Origin of the sequence: Bradyrhizobium sp. IC3123 (assembly GCF_020193625.1) — a bacterium.
Taxonomy (GTDB): Bacteria; Pseudomonadota; Alphaproteobacteria; order Rhizobiales; family Xanthobacteraceae; genus Bradyrhizobium; species Bradyrhizobium yuanmingense.
In genome coordinates, this window is the sequence record NZ_JADYVF010000012.1 from 147,623 (window position 1) to 167,203 (window position 19,581).

Sequence of the window (19,581 nt, forward strand, 5' to 3'; positions counted from 1 at the left end):
ACATGGACCGTAGCTACATTCGTCTCAAAGGCGTCATCGGCGGACCATTACCGAGCCGCGCCGCTGCGCGCAATTTTGCTCGTCGTTTACGCACGAACGTTGGCGCAAGCCTGCCTGATCAGCTCGCCGGCGAGATGATGAGAGAGAGCGGCATCGCGCTGGAAAGCGCGGTCTTGGACCAATTTTTGGAAGAGAGCGCTCATCAAGCGCGCTGTTTGCGCGTCTAACGCAAGAAGAGGGGACTCGAAATGGTAACGCGGAGAGAGTTGCTTGCAGGAGCCGGAGCAGTTGCCGTGGCTGGCGGAGCGGGTCTCAAATCGCTCCCGGCGAAGGCGGCGCAAAGTAAAACCGTCGTGCTGGCGTCGATGGGCCCGGTCACCGGCAACTGGGATCCAACCTCTCACACGACCCTGGGGCAGTTGAAGTTCGAGAAGTTCGTATTCAATCATCTGACACGCTGCGAAATGCGGGAGGGCAAGTCTGAAGAGCTGACCCCGGACCTCGCCACCAGTTGGAAGCTGATTGATGCGCACACTATGGAGTTCAAGCTTCGGGACGGCGTCAAATTCCACGATGGCAAGGAGTTCGGTGCTGAAGATGTTAATGCGACGATGGAGTATGCCTCCAATCCGGCGCGCCCGGCATCCGCCCTCTATCCGGGCCGTGTTGATGTCGAGGTCGTCGACAAACTGACGGTCCGGTTGAAGACCGAAAAACACGGCTACCCCGCGTCTGCCTTCTGGTTCATTTCGAGCTTCCTTCCAATCCTGTCGGCAAAGGATATTGCCGATCCCGCGCTCCTTCAAAAGCGCCCGAACGGCACGAACGCGTTCAAATATGCGGGCACGCAGGGAGACAGGAACAGCCTCGAAGCGAATGATGAATTCTACGGCGGGCGTCCCAAGATCGACCGGATCGTCTATGCCTACGTTCCGGACGCCAACACGCGCGTGCTGGGCCTGTTGAACGGCGAATATCACATTGCCGAACGGCTGGAGCCCGAGCAATACGCCTCGTTGTCAAGCAACCCGAAAGTCACCACCCACAGGGCGCTGACGACCGAAAACAAATATTTGCACTTCCGGTGCAACAAGCCTCCCTTCAACGACGCACGCATTCGCCGCGCAGTTTGCCACGCCATCGACCGCGATCAAATCCTGTCCCTGATGGGCGAGGCGGCCACACCGTCTAACTGCTATATTTCGCCGACGAAGTTCGGCTTCACGGACATTCCTGATTATCCCAAGTTCGATCCGGATGCCTGCCAGAAGCTTCTCGCCGAGGCAGGGTTTCCCAAGGGAAGGGGGCTGCCGCAACTCGAATATATCACCTCGATCGGGTTCTATCCGAAGACGAAAGAGTATGGCGAGCTGATCACAGCGATGCTCGCAGAGCAGGGGCTTGATGTTCGCCTGACTGTTCTTGAACCGGCCGCGTGGGAGCAGGCGATCTATCGCCGCGCTGACGGCCAGGGCCAGGGCCACATGTGCGACGTCGGCTGGATGACCGGTTCGCCGGAGCCGGATCTCGTGCTTCGACCGAACTGGCATTCAAGCGCCGCCCTGATCACCGGGATCAACGACCGGGAAATTGACGCGGTGCTAGACAAGGAACGCGCCGCTACAAGCCCGGAAGAGCGCCGCAGGATTTTCAAGAATGAGACGTTTCCCACTCTCGCAAACAAGGTTCCGAGCTTGTCGCTCTTTTCCGCCGTGACCTTCCATGCCGCGGCCAAGAATCTGACCGGGGCATACTATTTTCCCAACGGGCCGATTGACCTGAGCAAGGCGGCCCTAAGCTAAGGGGGCCGCAGCAAAAGCTTTGGGAGGCCAGGAGCCGACATGCTGTTTGCGCTCGACTTCTTCGCTCGGCGCCTTGCGCAAGGGTTGGTATTGGTCGTCCTCGTGACCATGCTCATCTTTACGCTGCTGCGCGTCGTTCCCGGCGACCCTGTGCGTATGATGCTGGGGCCAATGGCGTCAGCATCTGTCGCAGAGCAGACCGCCAAAGATATGGGCCTGAGGGATCCAATCCCGGTTCAATTCGGCCGCTATGTCGCGCAAATCCTGACGGGGGATTTCGGGAGCTCTTTCGTCAGAAGCGCACAAGGCGGCAGCACTGGCGGCTCGCGAGGCGGCTCGACTTTCGATGCCGCCAACCGTGCATCCGTTTTGGGCCTCATCACAACCAGTCTACCCTTCAGCCTGCTCCTTGCTGGCCTTGCATTCCTGTTTGCCTTGGCAATCGCGCTCCCGATCGGCGTAGCCGCGGGCTTGAGATCAGGACGCTGGCCGGATCGGCTTGCACTGCATTTGGCTTCCGTCCTGGTCTCACTCCCCAATGTATGGTTGGCGCTCGTTCTCATCTTTCTCGTCTCCGCCAAGGCCGGATGGCTGCCGGCGATCGGCTATCAGGGGCCGAGCTATGCAATCTTGCCCGCCATTGTTCTCGCGATCGAACTTGCTCCGACCCTCATTCGGTCCGTCTCGGTCTCGGTGAGCGGAAATCTTATCGAGCCATACGTGTCGCAGGGTGAGATTCGCGGTCTCTCGCGCAGCCGAATGATTGTCGCGCACGTGCTGCGCAATTCGAGCATCCCTGTCCTCAATGTGCTCGGGATACAGGCCATTGGGGTTTTGCTTGGTGGTCTGTTCGTCGTCGAATACGTCTTCAACTATCCAGGCGTTGGCCTTTTGATGATCAACGCGGTCTTCCAACGGGATTTCCCTGTTATCCAGGCCATCGCGATCCTGGCTTGTGCTGCCTTGGTGATGGTCAATATTCTCGTCGACTTTGCAGCAATGGCGATCGACAGGAGGCTCCAATACTAGCGTCGACGGAAATTGCGGCCAAGACCGAGAGCCCGGCGGCAACACGAGGTCGCGGCATCGCGGCCAGCATCTTTGCCCAGGCATGGCGGACAACTGAATTCAAGATTGGATTTGCCCTGTTTTGCCTGCTGATCATCCTTTCTGTCCTGGGGCCCTACATTCTCGATCTGTCGCCCACCCGATTCAATGTCAGCAAGAAGTTCCTGCCGCCCGCACTGCTGGATCATTCGAGCTGGCCATATTTGTTTGGCACCGATCAACTCGGTCGTGATCTATTTACGCGCTCCCTCATCGGTCTTCGGAATGCCCTGCTGATCGGAATCACGAGCGTTGCAGGAATGTTCATCCTTGGCTCGGCCATTGGCATGATCTCAGGTTATTTCGGCGGATGGGTTGGCTTGCTCTTGATGCGGATCACAGACGCGCAGATGTCGGTTCCCGCGATTATTCTGGCGATCACAATTCTCGGCGTTTCGCGCCCCACTCCGCTAACCATCGTTCTTGTTCTGATTCTTGCCGGCTGGCCGGCGTATTCTCGCGTAGCGCGCAGCGTGACACTATCCGAGCGCCGCAAAGAGTATGTTCGAGCGATAAAGATTATCGGCGCCTCGGACGCGCGGATCCTACTCGTTCATATCGCACCCAATATCTTGCCTCCGATCGCCTTCGTGGCAATCCTGGACATTGCCCGCATGATGATTTTCGAGGCTGTGCTGGGCTTTATCGGGATCGGCATTCAGCCGCCCACCCCGACATTCGGCACCATCATCGCCGATGGCACGAAATACATTTTGAACGCCTGGTGGATCACCACGATGCCGGGCCTCCTGCTCGCGATCACACTCTGTTGCATCAACATCATGGGAGGAGCTCTCGAGCGATCTCGCAACAAGATCTTGCTGGGATTCGGATGATATCGCCGGTCAACATTCTTGATGTCCGCGATCTGACCGTCACCCTTGATCTCGGGGCGCGCGGAACGCGCGCCGTGCTCACCAATGTCGATCTGAGCATCGATGAAAACGAAGTGCTTGGCGTCATCGGCGAGAGCGGCTCGGGAAAGACGGTATTGTCGCGGGCGCTTGTCAGGTGGGTCACCAGCCCACTTAAAATCGAATCGGGCGCTATCAGCTATCGCGGCAATGATCTTCTGAGACTACCCCGGGCAAAAATGCAGGCGCTCCGCGGGCGCAAGATCGCCTACATAGGCTCCGATCCCGCCAGTGCTCTCGATCCAACCCTTCCGGTTGGCCGGCAAATCGTCGAAAAACTCAAATCCATCGAGCCTGGTATCTCCAATGGCGAGGCAGAGGGCCATGTCATGCGCCTGCTCGACGCCGTAAAGATGCCGGGGGCGAAAGAGCGATTCGAGGAGTTTCCGTTCCAGTTCAGCGGCGGAATGATGCAGCGCGCTCTGATCGTTGATGCGCTCGTGACGAACCCGGACCTTCTGGTCGCCGACAACATTACGCAACCTCTTGACGTGACCGTCGCGGCTCAAATCCTTCGGCTCCTGCGCGAGTTGCAGCGGGATTTCAAGACGGCGATTCTGTTCGTTTCGTCTTCTTTCGGAGTCATCAACGAAATCGCGCACCGGGTTCTTGTTCTCGCAGGCGGCTGCGTCGTCGAGACGCAAAGCGTTCAGCAATTGCTGGCGGCTCCGCAACATGCCTATACAAAGCAGCTGATATCGGACGTCCCCCGCATATGGCAGAGCTCGACTGAAGCCGTTGGAGATGAGGCGTCACCTGCGGCAAATGATGTCATTCTGTCGGTGCGAAATGTCAGCCGGATTTATCCGACGAGGGATAGAAACAAGCTGTTTGCAAACCAGTTCGTGCACGCGGTGCGGGACGCTTCGTTCGATGTTCGACGAGGTGACAATTTGGCGATCGTCGGCGAATCGGGATGCGGGAAGTCAACGCTTTCACGTCTCCTCAGCCGCCTGGAGGTCCCGGATTCAGGACAGATCTTGTTCATGGGCGAAGATCTCGCGTCCATGAACGCCAAGCGCCTATTGACGCTCCGCAGGAAATTCCAGCTTCTCCTGCAAGATCCGTTTAGCTCCATTCCGCCTCATCTTTCGATCGGGCGAACCATCGCCGAACCTCTCTACGTCCATGAAGGGATGTCGCGGTCCGAGATCCGCGATCGTGTCGCGGGAACCATGCAGGAAGTCGGGCTGTCTCTCGACCTGTTCGGCAAACTTCCGGTCGGATTGAGCGCCGGGCAGCGTCAGCGTGTGAGTATCGCCCGGGCTCTCGTTCTCGATCCAGAGTTGCTCATTCTTGATGAGACGTTATCGGCGCTCGACCAGGTCGAGCAGCGCAAGCTTCTCGCCCTTTTTCAGCGGCTTCAGGACCTGCGCGGAATTACCTACATCTACATCTCACACGATCTGGGGATGGTGCGGCAAGCCTGCAATCGCATCGCCGTGATGTATCTGGGGCGGGTGGTGGAACTGGCTAACAATCGGACCACCTTCATCGAGCCGAGACACCCCTATACCCGTGCGCTCTTGAGCGCGGTACCGGCGGTTGAGGAACGTCCTTTCAAGGCTGAGACCTACCTCCTGGAAGGTGAGCCGCCCAACCCAATCCACATCCCAGCAGGCTGCAGTTTTAGACCACGCTGCCCGTTCGCGCTCGATAAGTGCGCCATTGATGATCCGCCGCTCGCGGCACGCGGACGCGATGAATTGGCTGCTTGCCATCTGACAGAAATAGACCCGCACCATCAATGACTTTGCAGGATTGCGCGGCCATCCAATGGCGCTCCTATTCGGAGAGTGAACAGCATGGAGTTTGACTACATTGTCGTCGGATCCGGAAGTGCGGGGTGCCCTCTGGCTGCGCGATTGGTTGAGCGAAAACAATCGGTCCTGTTGCTGGAAGCCGGGAAGAAGGAGCGTCTCAATCTGTCTCATGTTCCGGGCGCTGTCGCTCATATGATCGGAAATAGACGGTACGACTGGGCTTACAAGACAGAGCCTGATCCGAGCCGAGGCGGCCTGGTCGAGGATTGGCCCCGTGGCAAGGTGCCGGGAGGTTCATCTGCGATAAACGGGATGATCTTCATCCGCGGCGCTGCGCGGGACTACGACGCTTGGGAGGCGCTAGGCAACAGGGGATGGGGATGGAAGGACGTGCTGCCGTACTTCCGGAAAATGGAGACGGCCGACGAGGACCGAGACGATCAATATCGCGGAGGCCTCGGGCCTCAACGTGTTTCAGCTTTACGTTGGCGTCACCCGATCTCTCAAGACCTTATCGACAGCTTTCAAGCCGCTGGCATTCCCTTCAGTGAGGATTTGAACGCTGCTTCGCACGAGGGAGTTGCCTGGAATCAGGGATCAACGCGCGAGGGGCGTCGGCTTTCGGCCTTCGAGGCTTTCGTAAGGCCAAAGCTGTCAGCAACTGATCTGAAGTTCTTGGATGATACCATCGTTCGCCACATTCTGTTTGACAAGACGCGCGCGAGGGGTGTTGCCGCCACGCATCACGGACAAAACGTCGATTTCGTCGCAAGAAAGGGTGTCATTCTTTCGGCCGGCTCCATCAATTCCCCGCACTTGTTGATGCTTTCCGGTGTCGGTGATCCCCGTCATCTCACAAAACATGGCATTATTCCCCGTGTGGAAAGTCCTGAGGTTGGACGGAATTTGATGGAGCACCCGGGTCTGTATGTCCTTGCCGAACTCGATGTAGAGACCGCGAATGCACTGTCGCATCCGGTAAGGGGAGCACTCGCCTTGGCGGAGTGGGTCTTCAAACGGTCGGGGTTCATGAGCGTGCCGACGGCGCAAGTCCTCGCCTTTCTCAGATCGTCTCCTGAGCTTGCTGAGCCGGATCTGCAATTTCACCTCTTCCCGTTCGGCCTCACCAAGGAGAATGGAAGGCTGAAAACCCCGAGAGCTAACCTGGTGACCATCCTCGTGAACGTCAATTATCCGAAGAGCACGGGTCATCTCGAACTGACATCGAACGATCCTCTCGCTCCAATCGCCATCTTTCCGCGCTTGCTTGAACATCCTGATGATTTTGAGGGAGTTATGCGTGGATTGGATTGGTCCGGAAGATCTGCTCTATGCCTCCGTTCGGCTCTCATGTCGTCAAGTTCAGGGACGCACCCGTACCAGGGGCCGGGCGGCAGGCAGATGAAGCGTATATTCGGAAAGCGACTGTCCCCTTCTTTCATCCGGTCGGAACTTGCCGCATGGGAACAGACGATCGTGCGGTTCTCACGCCTTCTCTCAGAGTGAGAGGTACTGAGAATTTGTGGGTTGCGGACGCCTCCATCTTTCCTCGTCATATCGCTGGGAATACCAACGCAACGTCTATTATGATCGGAGAGAGGGCAGCAGATCTCATCCATCCGTAGTCGTGATTCCGTAAATCAAAATTGGAGAAAGTCCGTGGCGCGCTTCTATGTGCCAGATAGGAAGGATGGAATAGGCACGCATGCATCCGACATCTGTCGTGCTCACTTCGAGAAATCGTATGACCACAATCGTGCGTGTTATCGTAATTGTGCCGCGCGCCATGGAAAACTGCCCCCTCATATTGGCTCAGATGACAATGTTACCGAAGCGCACCCTAGTGTCTCCTGAATCAGCTGCCGCGAGTCTGAGCGGGCCGCTCGCAAAGCGCGGCCTCCAGGGCGCGGTAGCGAGCGAGCGGCTTGCGTCGATTCGGCCAAAGAACCTGTAGGGATTAGATAAGATATTTTCGTGCAGTCATTATGGCTTCGCGCTATGCCTCTCGAAGAGACGTGCCTCATGGGAAAACATTCTGAGCGCTGCATAATCCTGCCGACCGGCGTCGCGTTATCGAGATGGCTTGTGTTGCTCTCCCGTCGCGTATGAATGCTACCCGTTCTTGCGAAGCAGACGCGGCCGCTTAGGCCGGGGCGAAATCTTGAGAATGCTCGCACAGCTCGACGGATCAACAAAGAGATCGGACGGATGAACGCCGAGCGCTTCGGAAATGCGATCGAGAACATCAATCGTCGGATTTTTCGATTGGCGCTCAAGACCGGCCAAGTAGGAACGATCGATCCCCGCCGTGCGAGCCAATCGTTCCTGCGACATGCCACGTTTGATGCGGATCCGACGGACGTTCCAGGCCAGTAGCGCACGAGGCTTCATGTCTCGAAGCTTGCCATTCCTCGATCGGTTAAAACACTGGCTATCGCCTACCATTTAGATGAAAGTCCGTGTTCTCGCCGCACAAGGAGAAGTGCGATGTTCCGAACCGAGAAACTGGTCGAGGGGCCTGCGGCCCTCTGTCAAGGCCAAAAAGCACGGGCCGTGTAGTCCCGGACCAAGCATCCGGGGTCGCAACCCCCCTGCTTTTTTACCCTGACCGCTACCCCCGCTCATCGCCGCGCGGCTAGTCGGTTGCATGCCGCAACCCTCAAGCCATGAAAGGCAACGACAAGGACGCAGACATCTGTCAACGCATCCGACCAAATCGTCCGCGAGGTCGAAGACGGCGTGCGACCCTGGATCAAGCCTTGGAATGCCGGTAATGACAGCGGGCATATCGCGCGGCCCCTGGGCGCCAATGGCATCCCGTAGCAAGGTATCAATGTTCACATGCTGTGACCGGAAGCCGTAACCAAAGGCTACCGATCGCCGATTTGGATGACGTTCAAACAGGCGCTGGACCATAAGGCCAACGTGCGCAAGGGCGAACACGGCAGCCTCGTCGTTTAAGCCGACAAGCTCGTCCTCACTGAACCCAATGCCGAGGCTGGCGACGCGGTCCATTCCGTTCATAAATGGTTACACTGTTTGCCGGTCTCTCACACTTGATCAACCAAACCGCGTGCTGCGCAATTTGACGCTATTCGAGATGTAATTGGCTAAAGCGCAAGGCTTACACGCCGACCGACGTCAAACTCCCCAAGCAAATTCAAGGGCGCGAACACCCGTATCGGAAATCGCAAAGCTGTTGAAGCGGAGCGCGGCCGCGTTGCGGCAGAAGGGCGTTGAAACTCGGTGTCACGTTAAGTCATCAGCGATAACCCCGCATTTTTGAATGGCCGTCCGGCTGCCTTGTTTTATTGAATTGAGCTCAAGCATTCTGTGGGCATCGTTTGGTTCACGCTTGGGATCGCGGCGCAACACGATCGGCGCCTTCCGCCGATAGGCGCCGTCGCTTCCTGTCAGGTCGTGGCTAAGAGAATGCCGAGTTCAGCTCGCTCAGCCTCACGGAGATGGAAGGGCGGGTGGATAGAGAAAGACCCCCGGCCGTCATTGGTGGTCAGCGGACCAACTGTGGTCACGACAGCTTGCCGTCGCTCAGCTCATGGCCCGTAACACCGCCACGCAATAGCTGTCTGTAACCATACTCGGTCATCCACTTCGCGCGGGCCAAATGGCTGTCGAAAGCGCGCCTAGCACGCGCTGGCTCGCGTTCGGGATCGATATGCAGGATGATCCGTGACACCTTGCGCCAATCGGCCCCTTCCCTGTCGGCATCCAGCATCCGCGAATAGGTGGCGAGATGTCCCTCATCGTAACGGGTAAGCAGCGCACCGGACGGCGCACCGTCGTCGACGTGGGGACAGCGTGTTGGCTTCTGCATTGGCTAACCTCGGTTGGGGTTACCTGGACTGACCATTCTTGGCCGATTGGGCTGCTGTGCCTCGTGACATTTTCTGTATCACGTGATGTAATCTATCAGCCGGCTCGGCAGAAGATCATGCTCTTGCAGGGCGCTACATGCGCATAAAATCCTCTCGGGCGATCGCCAACGGCCCGCCTTAGTCGCGCGGGCTGAAAGAGGACCCGCCGCAGTGCGAAGCTTGCACACGGTACTTCTTTCGCGGACTCCGTTTGCGACTTCAATTGGGCGATTTGCTCTCTCCAAGTGTCTGCACCGCTCTATCGAAAGTGTGAAAGGGATGAGCACGTACGCGATAACATCCACTGCCAGGCCCTCGGGCTGCTTCGAAAGTGGTCGCCGACTTCGAACCTGAATCTGTCGGTTGACGTACAGCCTTCGTCGACGGCCTGTCGGCAACGAACTTTTTTTGTGCGATCGTTTTGCGGCCGGATCAGACGCTCGAACCCAAGTAGTGTGTACGCGAGATCATGTATTCCTTTCTCGGTGCGTTTATGCCGCCTTCCTTGAGGATTTTCTGCACGGCTCGATGGCCGGGCGCTGGAATTCAGCTTCGGGCTTCAAGTTGCATCCCGCAAATGTTACAGGATGTATGCCGTCGATCGTTTGTTGCGGGCAAAGCGGACGACCCGCATTTAAAGAAGTTTATTAACTGGGCCAGCCTTACAACCCGAACCAACAAGCGTTGCTGCTCATGTAATTCCATTCGCGCGCGGATCTATCAGCATGACTGCGCGCGCGTGATTTTGGATGCGCTTTGATCGAGGTTCGAAATGCCCAATGTTGTGGAGTTTCGTCGACCGAGTGCGCCGGTGCGGGCCACTCGTGAAGCAGCAGAAACGACCGTCCTTGGCAAGTGTGACACGCCGGTGGTGCCGTTCCCGATGGCGTGTGATTCCGGTCGATGTGCAAATCCAAAATCCACGGCTTAAATCCATTCAAGCGAACGCCAAGCTCACGATTGATCATGCCATCGCCACGCTGGAGCAGACTCATCGTCAGATACGAGCTGCCATACAAAAGATTGGCGACGCTTCAGCTAGGGCCAACCTTGAAACCAGTCTCGATCTGATTGAGCGCAACCTCGAACTCGCCAAACTGAAATCGTCCTGTCTATAGCTGACGTTTTCACCGGGCGATCAGGTCGCTGCACGCGAGCATTCTAAGCACGGCAACCTTCCGCTAGCAGAGAGCCATAGCAAGTGCTTGCAAATGTCAAAATCGCCGGTCGGCTGATGGTTGGTTTCGGATTTCTCCTTCTGATGACCGCAGCAATTGGCGGCTACACGATCCATGCCTCCCGAAGCGCGAGCGGATCGTTGGCGACCGTGGTCCGCCAAAAAGATCACGTGGTCGAAGACGAGCGCATCGAATAGCGCGTATTTGAAACTCGGATGCATGTATGGACGGCCTTGGCAACCGATGACCAGTCGCATTGGGAGAAGGCCGCAGCAAGCGTTAACCCAATATTTGCGCAGCTTGATGAGCTCGCTGCCGACACCAAGGACTTGGGTCGCCAAGCACGAGTGCGGGATCTCAAAATAGCCGTCCTCCTGCCAAGCAATTCGTGGTTTCGATAAATTGGAGATTACCGGCGGCGAAGGCCGCGTAGGCGAGAAGCCGATCGAAGGAGTGGCTCACCCACCAAGCCCGAGCCCACATATGCGGCAAAGCCACAAGTAATCCCAGAGCAAACTTAGCGAGCCTTCTGTTCTTACTTGGCCTTCCAGCCCAAGAGCTTGTTCTGAAACCGTCCGCTATTGAGAAAAAGAAGAACCGTGAGCGACGCACCACGACGTCAACTGCAAGCTTCCAAGGAAACAGAGGGATCATCGATATCGCCGTCCCGTCAATTGAAAGCGTGAAGCCCAAGGCGACGTAGATTGAGGCCCAGCTTTCTGCGCCGCGCGTCATCCTCGTCTGGCGATGGGGCATATCTGGTAGCTGAAGCGCGACTAAGGGCTTGCCGATCACGCCTGCACCGCCTCAGATTTGACTGCCCAGTCGAGCTCGTTTCGCCCTTGATCTAAGCGCGCGAGCCGCGGCGCTATTATCGACGGCCCAAGTCGTCTGGATCAGAAGCGTCTTTTAATCTGGCTGCGGTTTCGCTCAGAGCAGAGAGCGCAGCTTGCATTTTGTCGGGCTGCGAACCGAGTGTCGTTTGAAGATGCTGCCGGTCAAGCTCGATGGCGCGATCGAGCGAGGAGCCGTATATCGCCGCAATCGCGATCTCCTTGGCCAAGCGCGTGAAGCTCTGCCACATGAGATAGAACATCAGCGGCGGGACCTGACAGTTCGCAAGCATCTCATAGCAGCGCGGTTCAGCGTTTTCGATCGCCCACCATTGCTGCGCGAGCACCACGAGCCGTCGAAAGTCTCGTCTCGTTCGGCTGAACTTGTCAGGGTCGACGCCGCCGATGAAGGCGCAATGATCGAGCCAATTCAGGCCCGCCATGATCGCAACTGGATAATCGACAACAGGAACGCCCTTGAAGTCGGCGACGGTTTCTTCGTGCGGAGCCTGCCTGAGAAAGGCATCCATCATTTCGGCCTGGCGGACGGCGCTGACCAAAAGATCTACGTCGCGCCGCGGCACCATCATCACGTAGCGGCAGGCTTCGAGCCGCGTGTGCTCCCAGATGGCACGCACATTCCGTCGGTGTCGCCCAGTCCACGCTTGCAGGCAGGGTAAACCAACCGGCCTTCATCGGTTTCCTTGAGGTACAGCGGAAGCAGCCTGTCGAGGGCTGACAGGAGCGTCAGAGGTTCGAAGAGATCGCCTATAGCCTTTTCGGCAGAGGCCAGAACCGACTTCTTTGATCGTCCCCATCCGAACATTTTGGCCGCCCCAGGTCCATGCTGCGCTGAATGCCGATTACAAGGGGGCTCGCCTGAAGACGCAAGTCCGCCCATTTCCGGCCTTCGAATGATCCGGAGCCCGCCCGAATCGGTTAGTGGGTTATTAACCGCCGTTCGGCAGGCTTGCAGCCACGGTTATCGCTGCCTAATCAGCCCCCCAGCCCAAGGCAGCGTAAGATGGCCGGCGGTGGATGACCTCCGCCGGCCGTTTTGCTCGAGAGACTGTCCGCGCTCGCTGCCGTTACGGAGCCTTCGAAGGCCCGCCTCGCAGTTGACGGTATCCGCTGTTGGCCATCCAGAGCGCGCGCTCAAGATGGGTTTCAAATGCCTGCCGGGCCCGCTTGGGCTCGCGGTCTGGGTCGATACCAAGGACGATCCGCGATACCTCGCGCCAGTCAGCGCCCTCGGCATTGGCGTCGAGCAGGCGCCAATACGTGGTCATGTGCTCTTCATCGTACACGGTAAGGTCGGACCCAGAGGGCGCTAGATTGGCGAGAACTGGATTGAGGAGAGGGCGGCATTGGCTTCCCCGCGATCATTGGTTGTGACACCGGGATATTTCCCGGTGTTTGTGTCGGCGGCGTGACCGGTGCAGGATCATCCAAACAGCCGGGGGCTGACATTGATGATGAAACCGGCCGATGCGCCGATGATAGCGCCGACTAGGCCATAGCCGGCGGCGCCACCGGGACCGATCATCACCGCGCCGTAGAAGAAGCCGATACCTGTACACAAGACAATCATGCCGATCAGTGCCTGATCGTTCAGCTCTTCGATCGGGTGTAGGCGTTGCTCTTCGGAGCTTTGCACATAATGACCGGCTGGCTCACGCGAGCCGCAGTGCGGGCAGGCGACGGCCGAAAACGAGACATTGCCGCCGCAGTCGGAGCAGCCAATCAGTTCCTCTTGTACGCGCCCGCCCGTCATGCGTCCCAACGTAGCCGCGTCGCTACCATGGTGCTACAGGCTTTGCCCGCGGTCCACAATCACTATTCCTCGGCCCGACCGATCGTCGCCTAGCAGCTCGCCAGAGGAGGATCGCGGAGCGGCACTGCCGAGATATTCGACGCGGCCCGCGCGCGCGTCCAGGCCGCCTGGGAGGAGCTGGCGGTCGCGCGACGGCCGCCGATTAAAGTGCCCACCCGGCTAACCGTCGCATGAAGCATACCGCAGAACGTCCAAGCGCCGATCCGGAAGCAGCGGCCCTCCGGTGGGTGCCGATGTTGAAGCCTGACTTTGGCTCTGTCGGCAGGCGGATCGAATGGAAGGCGACCGTATCGCGTGGGTCCGCCACCTTGCCGAAGCGACGGTACGACGGCGTACCCCTTGGCTGTTCCGGGCATTCGAACTCTGATGATCTTCACTGCCGCGACGTATATTTCCAGATCGGCTTGTGAGAGGCCGGGGCGGCATGGATAACACCCGAGCTGACGAGTGAGCCGCAGATGTCTCACGTGGCTCGTCGAGCAACGCAGCAGTTGAAAAGCTTCGCTTTCCGTCCACATCTGCGAGTTTGGTTTGAGCTGCGCTTCATCGCGCGATTCAAACACGGTGCACCTTTGCGTGTCGATATAATTAATGGTTCAATACGTGTTATAAAAAACAATACAACTTAAACGTTGACAGGGCCGAATCGCATTTCCTATTGTCGCGATGAGGTCCAGAAAACCTCGTGCGGCAGGCGTAATCGTTTTCCTCAGAGTCCTGCGTCCTCGCGCGTATGTCCAGTGGCGCAAGCCTAAAGGCGCGAGGGAGCGCCTGTCGTTGCTTATTTCTGGCTCCGGACGACTATCTCGATCTCAGAAAGATCGACGGAGAAAACGACAGTGAAAACGGTAACAAAACAAAAGGCAGACAGAGCTTGCGCCAAAGAGTTGAAGATTTTGGCACGGGTCGAAAAGGATCTCGAAAATGCACGCGGCTCCGGAGCGGTTGAAGACGTCTTCCTTGGGCTTGAGGAAATCTACTCGATGCACATGCGCACCGAGCATCAAAGCGTCCGAGCAAGATGCGAAGCCATCTTGCGCGCCGGCAGTTTGCCGAAGGCGTAACTGACGATCTTAGAGCGCCCCGTAGGGAGCGCTCTATGCATTTGAGCAACGCGGCCGGCAAAAGCCGGCATCTGAGGGCCCCGGCACGCTCCTAAAAGGTGGTAATAATCCGTGCGAGACCTGATCATCGCCGCGATTCGTCAGTCGGACTGCCCCTGCGAAAACTTTGGCGGAGAGTTCCCGACTGAACTCAGCTGCCATCACTCTCTTAATATTCTTCATGATGCTAGCGAGAAGGCTTCCGTCATTGTCGAATTGCTCCGCGCAATAAGCAACCTGGACGCCCGCCTTGCGGCAGATGAACTCGTAGTGCGCGCTCTCGTCAACGTCCTGAAAGCGTCCCCATCGGCTCACGTCGAAGACAAGCAGATGAGCGAAGTCAGCGCGTCCCGATTGCACGTCTTCAACCAGTTCGGTAAGGCCCCCCGGTTTTCGATTCTGAGGCCGCTTTCTCCCTCGTCACGATAGGTGTGGACCATGGTTAGCTTGTGAAGTTCGGCGTAGGTCGCGATGACCACTGCCTGATTCTCAATCGAGTATTGCTGGTAATCCGTCGACATGCGGACATACTGCGCCGCCCGTCGCGCTTTCTGAGACTGAGGCAGACGTTTCGCGTGTACAACAAGGGTGTTCCCCATGTTGCCTCCCCGCGGCTATATCGCGTCGCGCTGTATTGCGCATCGCAAACCATTTAGGCGCATCATCAAGTCCGCGCCATCGGAAAGTGTATTCAGAAAGAGTCAACTGCTATGTCGTTTTTCTTGAAAGCACGTTGCGGCGGGCGAAGCGAGCTGCAGAGAAATGCGGGTTTGCGCTTTTGGGCCGATTTTGTTGCAGAAGTCGGTAGGATCGACGCTCTCAGCCGGGCTGAGATCTGAAAATTTGGGCTCGCGATCTCTTGGCCGCCTGCCCGGCATGGGCTGCGGAGACGGCCGGGCACTGATGCCTGACGCAACAACGCGACGGACGCACTTACGCAACGCATAGTGCGGCCGTGTTGGGTGGATGGAGCGCCAGCTTGGCAAAGCGACGAAGGTTCTGAGCTATTGCTGCAAGCGTAAATTCGAACCGCGCGCCGGCCGGTCCACGCAGTCTTAGGCGGTCGAACCGCAGGATCCGCTTGAGGTGCGCAAACAGCATCTCAACCTTCTTGCGATCTCGTCGGGTCTGATCGTAGGCAGGTGTCTTGGCGATAGCCCGGGCGACATCGCGCGCTGCCTCGTGCACGTGGCGGCTTCCGGCTCGGCGAGTTTGGACAGCGCTTGGATTTGGAGCGGGCAGTCGCGGCAATCGGCGACGCGCGAGAAATACGAGATAGCGTCATCTCCGCGTGGTCCGCGTGCGCGGCAGGATCTTGCCGCTGCGGCAGACATATTGATCGCGCGCCTCGTCATGGATGAAATCGTCGCGGCTGAACGTGCCGTCGTCGCGCTGTGACTTGTCGATCACCGGGATGTGGGGCGCGATCCCCTTCACATCGACCAGGAAGTGGAGAATTTGGGCCGCGCCGTAGGCCGTATCCGCGACGAGCCAGTCGGGTTTGATGCCGAACGTCTTCTCAGTCCTTTCGATCATCGTTTGGGATGCGCCAACCTCGGATTGGCGGATCGCCCGGGACGCTTCGACATCCATGATAATACCGAACTTGATGTCGATGAGGTAATTGTCGGCGTAGGCGAAGAACGCGGCGTTGCGCAGTGCGCCAGTCCACTGCGCGGCTGGGTCGGACGGCGCGACAAACTTCGGCACGACGTCGGTGGCACGACCCCATGCTGGATCGTCGAGATTGGCGAGATAGTCCTGAACGGCGCGCCTAGCCCCCATCGGGTCGATGTCGTGGCTCCATTTATCGCCCGGCGTCGAGCGGCACTTATTGGCGTCCGCCGCGATCAAGCTGGCATCGACGGCGAAACCATTGCCGCTGACCTGCCACTGCGTATTTCCTCCAGAAGGAGTTAGAGTCCGGCCCGAAGAAGGACGGACAGATGAAGCGAGCAAGGTTCACGGAAGAGCAGATTATCTGGGTATTGAAGGAGCATGAGGCTGGGGCGAAGACAGCCGACCTGGCTCGCAAGCACGGTGTTTCCGAGGCGACGATCTACAATTGGAAGGCCAAATTCGGCGGCATGGACGTTTCCGAAGCGAAGCGGCTGAGGGCCTTGGAAGAGGAGAACGCGAAGCTGAAGAAGCTTCTGGCCGAGCAGATGCTCGATGCGGCCGCCCTTCGCGAGCTCCTTTCAAAAAAATGGTAGGGCCCGCCGCCAAGCGCGCTGCGATCGCGCATCTGCAGGCCGTCATGAGCCTGTCGGAACGGCGGGCCTGCTCGATTGTGGGTGCGGATCGGAAGATGATCCGCTATCGCTCCAGCCGCCCGCCGGACGCAGTTCTGCGTGGCCGATTGCGCGATCTCGCCAACGAGCGGCGGCGTTTCGGCTATCGCCGGTTGTTCGTCTTGCTGCGGCGGGAGGGCGAGCCATCCGGGATCAACCGGATCTACCGGCTTTACCGCGAGGAAGGGCTCACCGTCCGCAAACGGCGGGCTCGCCGCAAGGCCGTGGGGACCCGTGCTCCGATCCTGGTCGAGGCGAGGCCGAACGCGCGCTGGTCGCTGGACTTCGTCCACGACCAGTTCGCCAATGGCCGACGCTTCCGCATCCTCAACATCGTCGACGACGTCACCAAGGAATGCCTGGGCGCCATTCCGGAGACGTCGATCTCGGGGCGGCGCGTGGCCCGCGAACTGACGGCAATCGTCCAGCGACGCGGCAAGCCAGGAATGATCGTGTCCGACCATGGCACCGAATTCACCTGCAACGCCATGCTCGCTTGGTGCAAGGACGCAGCCATCGATTGGCACTTCATTGCGCCGGGAAAGCCGATGCAGAACGGCTTCGTCGAGAGTTTCAATGGCCGGATGCGCGATGAGCTACTCAATGAGACCCTGTTCTTCGATCTCGATGACGCCCGCGCCAAGATCGCCAACTGGGTCGCCGACTACAATCTCCAGCGTCCCCACTCGTCGCTGAAATACCTGACGCCCGCGGCCTACGCCGCCCACCTCACCGCAACGGACGATCGGCTGCGCAACCCCGACCAGCTCCGCCGATCGTCCGTTGCTCCATCCGCGCCGCTTGGCGTACAAAACCCCGAGACTCTAACTGCCGCTGGATGAAAATGTAGGGGCAGGTCACCGCCGACAAGGCCAGCCTTGATGCACGAAGCGTCGACGCGCTCGAAGACGTGACGAAAGACATCATGATCGCGAAATCTCTCGTTGCGGGCGCGCGTGAATGCCGAGTGATCCGGGATCCTGTCTTCTATGCCAAGGCCGCAGAACCAGCGATAGGCGAAATTGAGCTGAACCTCGCGGCATAGTGCGCGCTCCGAGCGGATCGCGAATACGTAGCCAAGGATGAGCATCCGGATCATCAGCTCCGGATCGACCGATGGTCGGCCAGTGTTGGAGTAATGCGGCGCAAGCTCGACGCGCACCCACGACAGATTGAGAACTGCCGCAATTTGCCGAACCTGATGGTCGTCCGGCACTACGGCCTCGAGGTCGAACGCATAGAACAGATGACCCTGCTCGCCCTTGCGCCGCCCCATCATCGATTCTCTCCGTCGATAGCCGCTTCACTTCGACGGAATCACGGTTCGCACCGCTCCTCAAGGTAGTTCTGCAACAAAATCGGCCCGTAGCCGACATGTCCGGCGCAGCTCTTTCGTCTGCTTCTGACGAGGCAACCAGCAGGATATCGTCGTTGTCCTTGTCGATGATGTTGAACGCCCATCCATCATGGCTGTGGCGATCGCCACGTCGGCCTTCTTCTCCTTATTGCCGCTATTCTTGTTGTAGACGTGGGTCTTGAAGCCGGCCTTGTCGACCATCTTCCAGAATGAGTCGCCGGGAGGAGGTGAACCCCACATACCGCCCGTCAGCTGGCAAACCGACAGCCCTGGCAGCAATTTAGGATTGGATGAATTCTTCAAGCTCGTCGATCATCTGTTTACCGGGTTTGATTCCTCCGAAAGGATATCAATGGCCTCGAGCCTTGCGTCATACTCCTCGTATGTGCCGAGCAGGGCTTGGCCAACTGTCAAGTTGTGCACGGGATCGATAATCGAGGGGGAGTCGTAAGTTAGGGAGGTTGGTCCAGTAAATAGAACTTCTTCGCCACGCTCGTCGCGTCGCAACGTTCGGTCCGTACACCATTTGACGAGTTGCGTGACCTCTCCCTTCCCGGACTCAATGATGGACGGCAGCTGCCGAACCGAGTAGAAATTCGTCCGCGCAGAATACATCTGCCGCGAATCCGAGCTCATGCGCTCGTCTGGTTGAGCGGTAAGGGTCAGCAGGCGCTTGCCTTTCGGACGCTCGAGCGTACCCTGAATTAGACCGCCTTCTCTGATCAGTCTAATGTGCGCCAGCTTTTTTGGAGCACCAAGAACCTCTCGTCCCGAGGCGAGAGCTGCATCATTTACCGTCACGTAAATGTAAGGGATGTAGTAGCCAGTCTCACCGTCGGGATCACGAACTTGAATTCCTGAATAGCACTCCAAGTATGGCCCGACAGTGCTTGAGCGATAGCTCGCGACCCCCACAATGGCGATTGCAGGGTTTGCTGCAGGTGCTAGCTCCTTCGGCAATAAACAATTCGCCTCGTGCCCCACGCTGAACATAAGGTTTATGGCTTGGCAGCCGAGAAACGCAGTGCCACGATTTTTGCCCCCATGGTAAAGAGGCGCATCAAGCGGAATGCCTTTGACGTCGGGCATCGCATCCTCCTTGATCTCAGAATAATTCGCGCGGTTGGAGATTGAGCTATTCATCTCACCGCGCCTCTCCGGTTGTTGAAGCGCCCCTGAAGCGACTGTACTGCGCTGGCAGCGATGTGGGTTCGGTAGTCCGTACGGCACATCGATCCGGTGATAGCGATCTTCGCTACGCGAGGCCGCAGTGCCGTTTCTGCGCCTTGCACCTCAATCCGCCGGATTAAACGATCCGAAAACATCCGACACGCTTGACCTTCTCCATTCTAGAAGCCGGCAGCTGTCCTGTGCTGCCGGATGCGCCTGATTGTGCATCCATTCCGGCGGAGCGTCCTCACCGATGATGACGTCAAGGCGAGTGGGTGATTCCTATTTGTCTATCAGTCGTTATGCAACGTCGATGCCAGGCACCTCGTGCGGTTTATACGGCTCATTGGCTGA

18 protein-coding genes and 5 pseudogenes are annotated in these 19,581 nt (G+C 58.1%); 12 read left to right on the forward strand and 11 right to left on the reverse strand.

The genetic code is table 11. The features are described from left to right. Positions 1 to 2 precede the first annotated feature (2 nt). From I6F20_RS30090 to I6F20_RS30120, 7 genes and pseudogenes are all read left to right on the forward strand, one after another. Entirely contained in the window at positions 3 to 227 is a 225-nt protein-coding gene (locus I6F20_RS30090; RefSeq protein WP_225129164.1) for a hypothetical protein, read from the forward strand. A gap of 21 nt (positions 228 to 248) precedes the next feature. Further along, positions 249 to 1,802 (forward strand): ABC transporter substrate-binding protein, encoded by a 1,554-nt coding sequence (locus tag I6F20_RS30095; protein WP_249787943.1) that lies wholly within the window; start codon positions 249 to 251, stop codon positions 1,800 to 1,802. A gap of 42 nt (positions 1,803 to 1,844) precedes the next feature. Continuing rightward, complete coding sequence (locus tag I6F20_RS30100; protein ID WP_225129246.1) at positions 1,845 to 2,831, forward strand: ABC transporter permease; 987 nt, start codon at positions 1,845 to 1,847, stop codon at positions 2,829 to 2,831. Continuing rightward, on the forward strand, positions 2,825 to 3,745 hold the full coding sequence (locus tag I6F20_RS30105) for an ABC transporter permease (RefSeq protein WP_225129249.1): 921 nt from the start codon (positions 2,825 to 2,827) through the stop codon (positions 3,743 to 3,745). Before I6F20_RS30100 ends, I6F20_RS30105 begins: the two co-directional genes overlap by 7 nt. Next, positions 3,742 to 5,574: a dipeptide ABC transporter ATP-binding protein gene (locus tag I6F20_RS30110; protein ID WP_225129168.1), complete on the forward strand. Its 1,833-nt coding sequence runs from the start codon at positions 3,742 to 3,744 to the stop codon at positions 5,572 to 5,574. Before I6F20_RS30105 ends, I6F20_RS30110 begins: the two co-directional genes overlap by 4 nt. Positions 5,575 to 5,628: 54 nt before the next feature. Further along, positions 5,629 to 6,495: pseudogene (locus tag I6F20_RS37785) on the forward strand (GMC family oxidoreductase); the annotation flags it as partial. Positions 6,496 to 6,917: 422 nt separating this feature from the next. Beyond that, positions 6,918 to 7,211 (forward strand): GMC oxidoreductase, encoded by a 294-nt coding sequence (locus tag I6F20_RS30120; RefSeq protein ID WP_249787945.1) that lies wholly within the window; start codon positions 6,918 to 6,920, stop codon positions 7,209 to 7,211. Positions 7,212 to 7,698: 487 nt separating this feature from the next. On the opposite strand, the gene relB is transcribed toward I6F20_RS30120, so the two are convergent. Next, a complete protein-coding gene (relB, locus tag I6F20_RS30125) occupies positions 7,699 to 7,977 on the reverse strand; it encodes a type II toxin-antitoxin system RelB family anti-toxin (RefSeq protein WP_081493968.1) in 279 nt (92 codons plus the stop codon). A gap of 348 nt (positions 7,978 to 8,325) precedes the next feature. On the opposite strand from relB, the pseudogene I6F20_RS38210 reads away from it, so the two are divergent. Next, positions 8,326 to 8,547 (forward strand): annotated as a pseudogene (locus I6F20_RS38210) (ArdC-like ssDNA-binding domain-containing protein). 568 nt (positions 8,548 to 9,115) lie between these two features. On the opposite strand, the gene I6F20_RS30135 reads toward I6F20_RS38210, so the two are convergent. Next, positions 9,116 to 9,421 (reverse strand): DNA -binding domain-containing protein, encoded by a 306-nt coding sequence (locus I6F20_RS30135; protein WP_036046019.1) that lies wholly within the window; start codon positions 9,419 to 9,421, stop codon positions 9,116 to 9,118. 930 nt (positions 9,422 to 10,351) lie between these two features. On the opposite strand from I6F20_RS30135, the gene I6F20_RS30140 reads away from it, so the two are divergent. Further along, positions 10,352 to 10,579 carry a hypothetical protein gene (locus tag I6F20_RS30140; protein ID WP_225129172.1) on the forward strand — a complete coding sequence of 76 codons (228 nt, stop codon included), beginning with the start codon at positions 10,352 to 10,354 and terminating at the stop codon, positions 10,577 to 10,579. Between the two features lie 83 nt (positions 10,580 to 10,662). Continuing rightward, a complete protein-coding gene (locus I6F20_RS30145) occupies positions 10,663 to 10,836 on the forward strand; it encodes a hypothetical protein (RefSeq protein ID WP_157785279.1) in 174 nt (57 codons plus the stop codon). A 674-nt stretch (positions 10,837 to 11,510) separates the two neighbouring features. Here the strand turns inward: I6F20_RS30145 and I6F20_RS30150 are convergent. From I6F20_RS30150 to I6F20_RS30160, 3 genes and pseudogenes are all read right to left on the reverse strand, one after another. Further along, the gene (locus I6F20_RS30150; protein WP_050992059.1) at positions 11,511 to 12,110 is read right to left on the reverse strand and encodes a hypothetical protein; all 600 of its coding nucleotides are present in this window, start codon (positions 12,108 to 12,110) and stop codon (positions 11,511 to 11,513) included. 450 nt (positions 12,111 to 12,560) lie between these two features. After that, positions 12,561 to 12,788, reverse strand: a pseudogene (locus tag I6F20_RS30155) (DUF2285 domain-containing protein); the annotation flags it as partial. Between the two features lie 128 nt (positions 12,789 to 12,916). Continuing rightward, complete coding sequence (locus tag I6F20_RS30160; protein ID WP_050992060.1) at positions 12,917 to 13,246, reverse strand: hypothetical protein; 330 nt, start codon at positions 13,244 to 13,246, stop codon at positions 12,917 to 12,919. A gap of 899 nt (positions 13,247 to 14,145) precedes the next feature. On the opposite strand from I6F20_RS30160, the gene I6F20_RS30165 reads away from it, so the two are divergent. Next, complete coding sequence (locus I6F20_RS30165) at positions 14,146 to 14,370, forward strand: hypothetical protein (RefSeq protein WP_157785281.1); 225 nt, start codon at positions 14,146 to 14,148, stop codon at positions 14,368 to 14,370. 129 nt (positions 14,371 to 14,499) lie between these two features. Here the strand turns inward: I6F20_RS30165 and I6F20_RS30170 are convergent. From I6F20_RS30170 to I6F20_RS30180, 3 genes and pseudogenes are all read right to left on the reverse strand, one after another. Beyond that, a pseudogene (locus I6F20_RS30170) lies at positions 14,500 to 15,008 on the reverse strand (recombinase family protein); the annotation flags it as partial. A 334-nt stretch (positions 15,009 to 15,342) separates the two neighbouring features. After that, positions 15,343 to 15,660, reverse strand: coding sequence for a transposase (locus tag I6F20_RS30175; RefSeq protein WP_249787946.1), 318 nt, complete (start codon positions 15,658 to 15,660; stop codon positions 15,343 to 15,345). Between the two features lie 30 nt (positions 15,661 to 15,690). Beyond that, positions 15,691 to 16,263, reverse strand: coding sequence for a hypothetical protein (locus I6F20_RS30180; protein ID WP_225129175.1), 573 nt, complete (start codon positions 16,261 to 16,263; stop codon positions 15,691 to 15,693). 92 nt (positions 16,264 to 16,355) lie between these two features. Between I6F20_RS30180 and I6F20_RS30185 the strand changes: the two genes are divergently transcribed. Beyond that, positions 16,356 to 17,542, forward strand: a protein-coding gene (locus I6F20_RS30185; protein ID WP_225129176.1) for an IS3 family transposase whose coding sequence is annotated in 2 segments (ribosomal slippage) — positions 16,356 to 16,608 and positions 16,608 to 17,542 — 1,188 coding nt in all. Because the reading frame shifts where the segments join, the coding sequence is not laid out codon by codon here. Positions 17,543 to 17,556: 14 nt separating this feature from the next. Here I6F20_RS30185 and I6F20_RS38215 read toward each other — a convergent pair. From I6F20_RS38215 to I6F20_RS30200, 3 genes and pseudogenes are all read right to left on the reverse strand, one after another. Further along, positions 17,557 to 17,979: pseudogene (locus I6F20_RS38215) on the reverse strand (transposase); the annotation flags it as partial. A 57-nt stretch (positions 17,980 to 18,036) separates the two neighbouring features. After that, entirely contained in the window at positions 18,037 to 18,360 is a 324-nt protein-coding gene (locus I6F20_RS30195) for a hypothetical protein (RefSeq protein WP_225129178.1), read from the reverse strand. A gap of 9 nt (positions 18,361 to 18,369) precedes the next feature. Further along, complete coding sequence (locus I6F20_RS30200) at positions 18,370 to 19,200, reverse strand: acetoacetate decarboxylase family protein (protein ID WP_225129179.1); 831 nt, start codon at positions 19,198 to 19,200, stop codon at positions 18,370 to 18,372. Positions 19,201 to 19,581 lie beyond the last annotated feature (381 nt).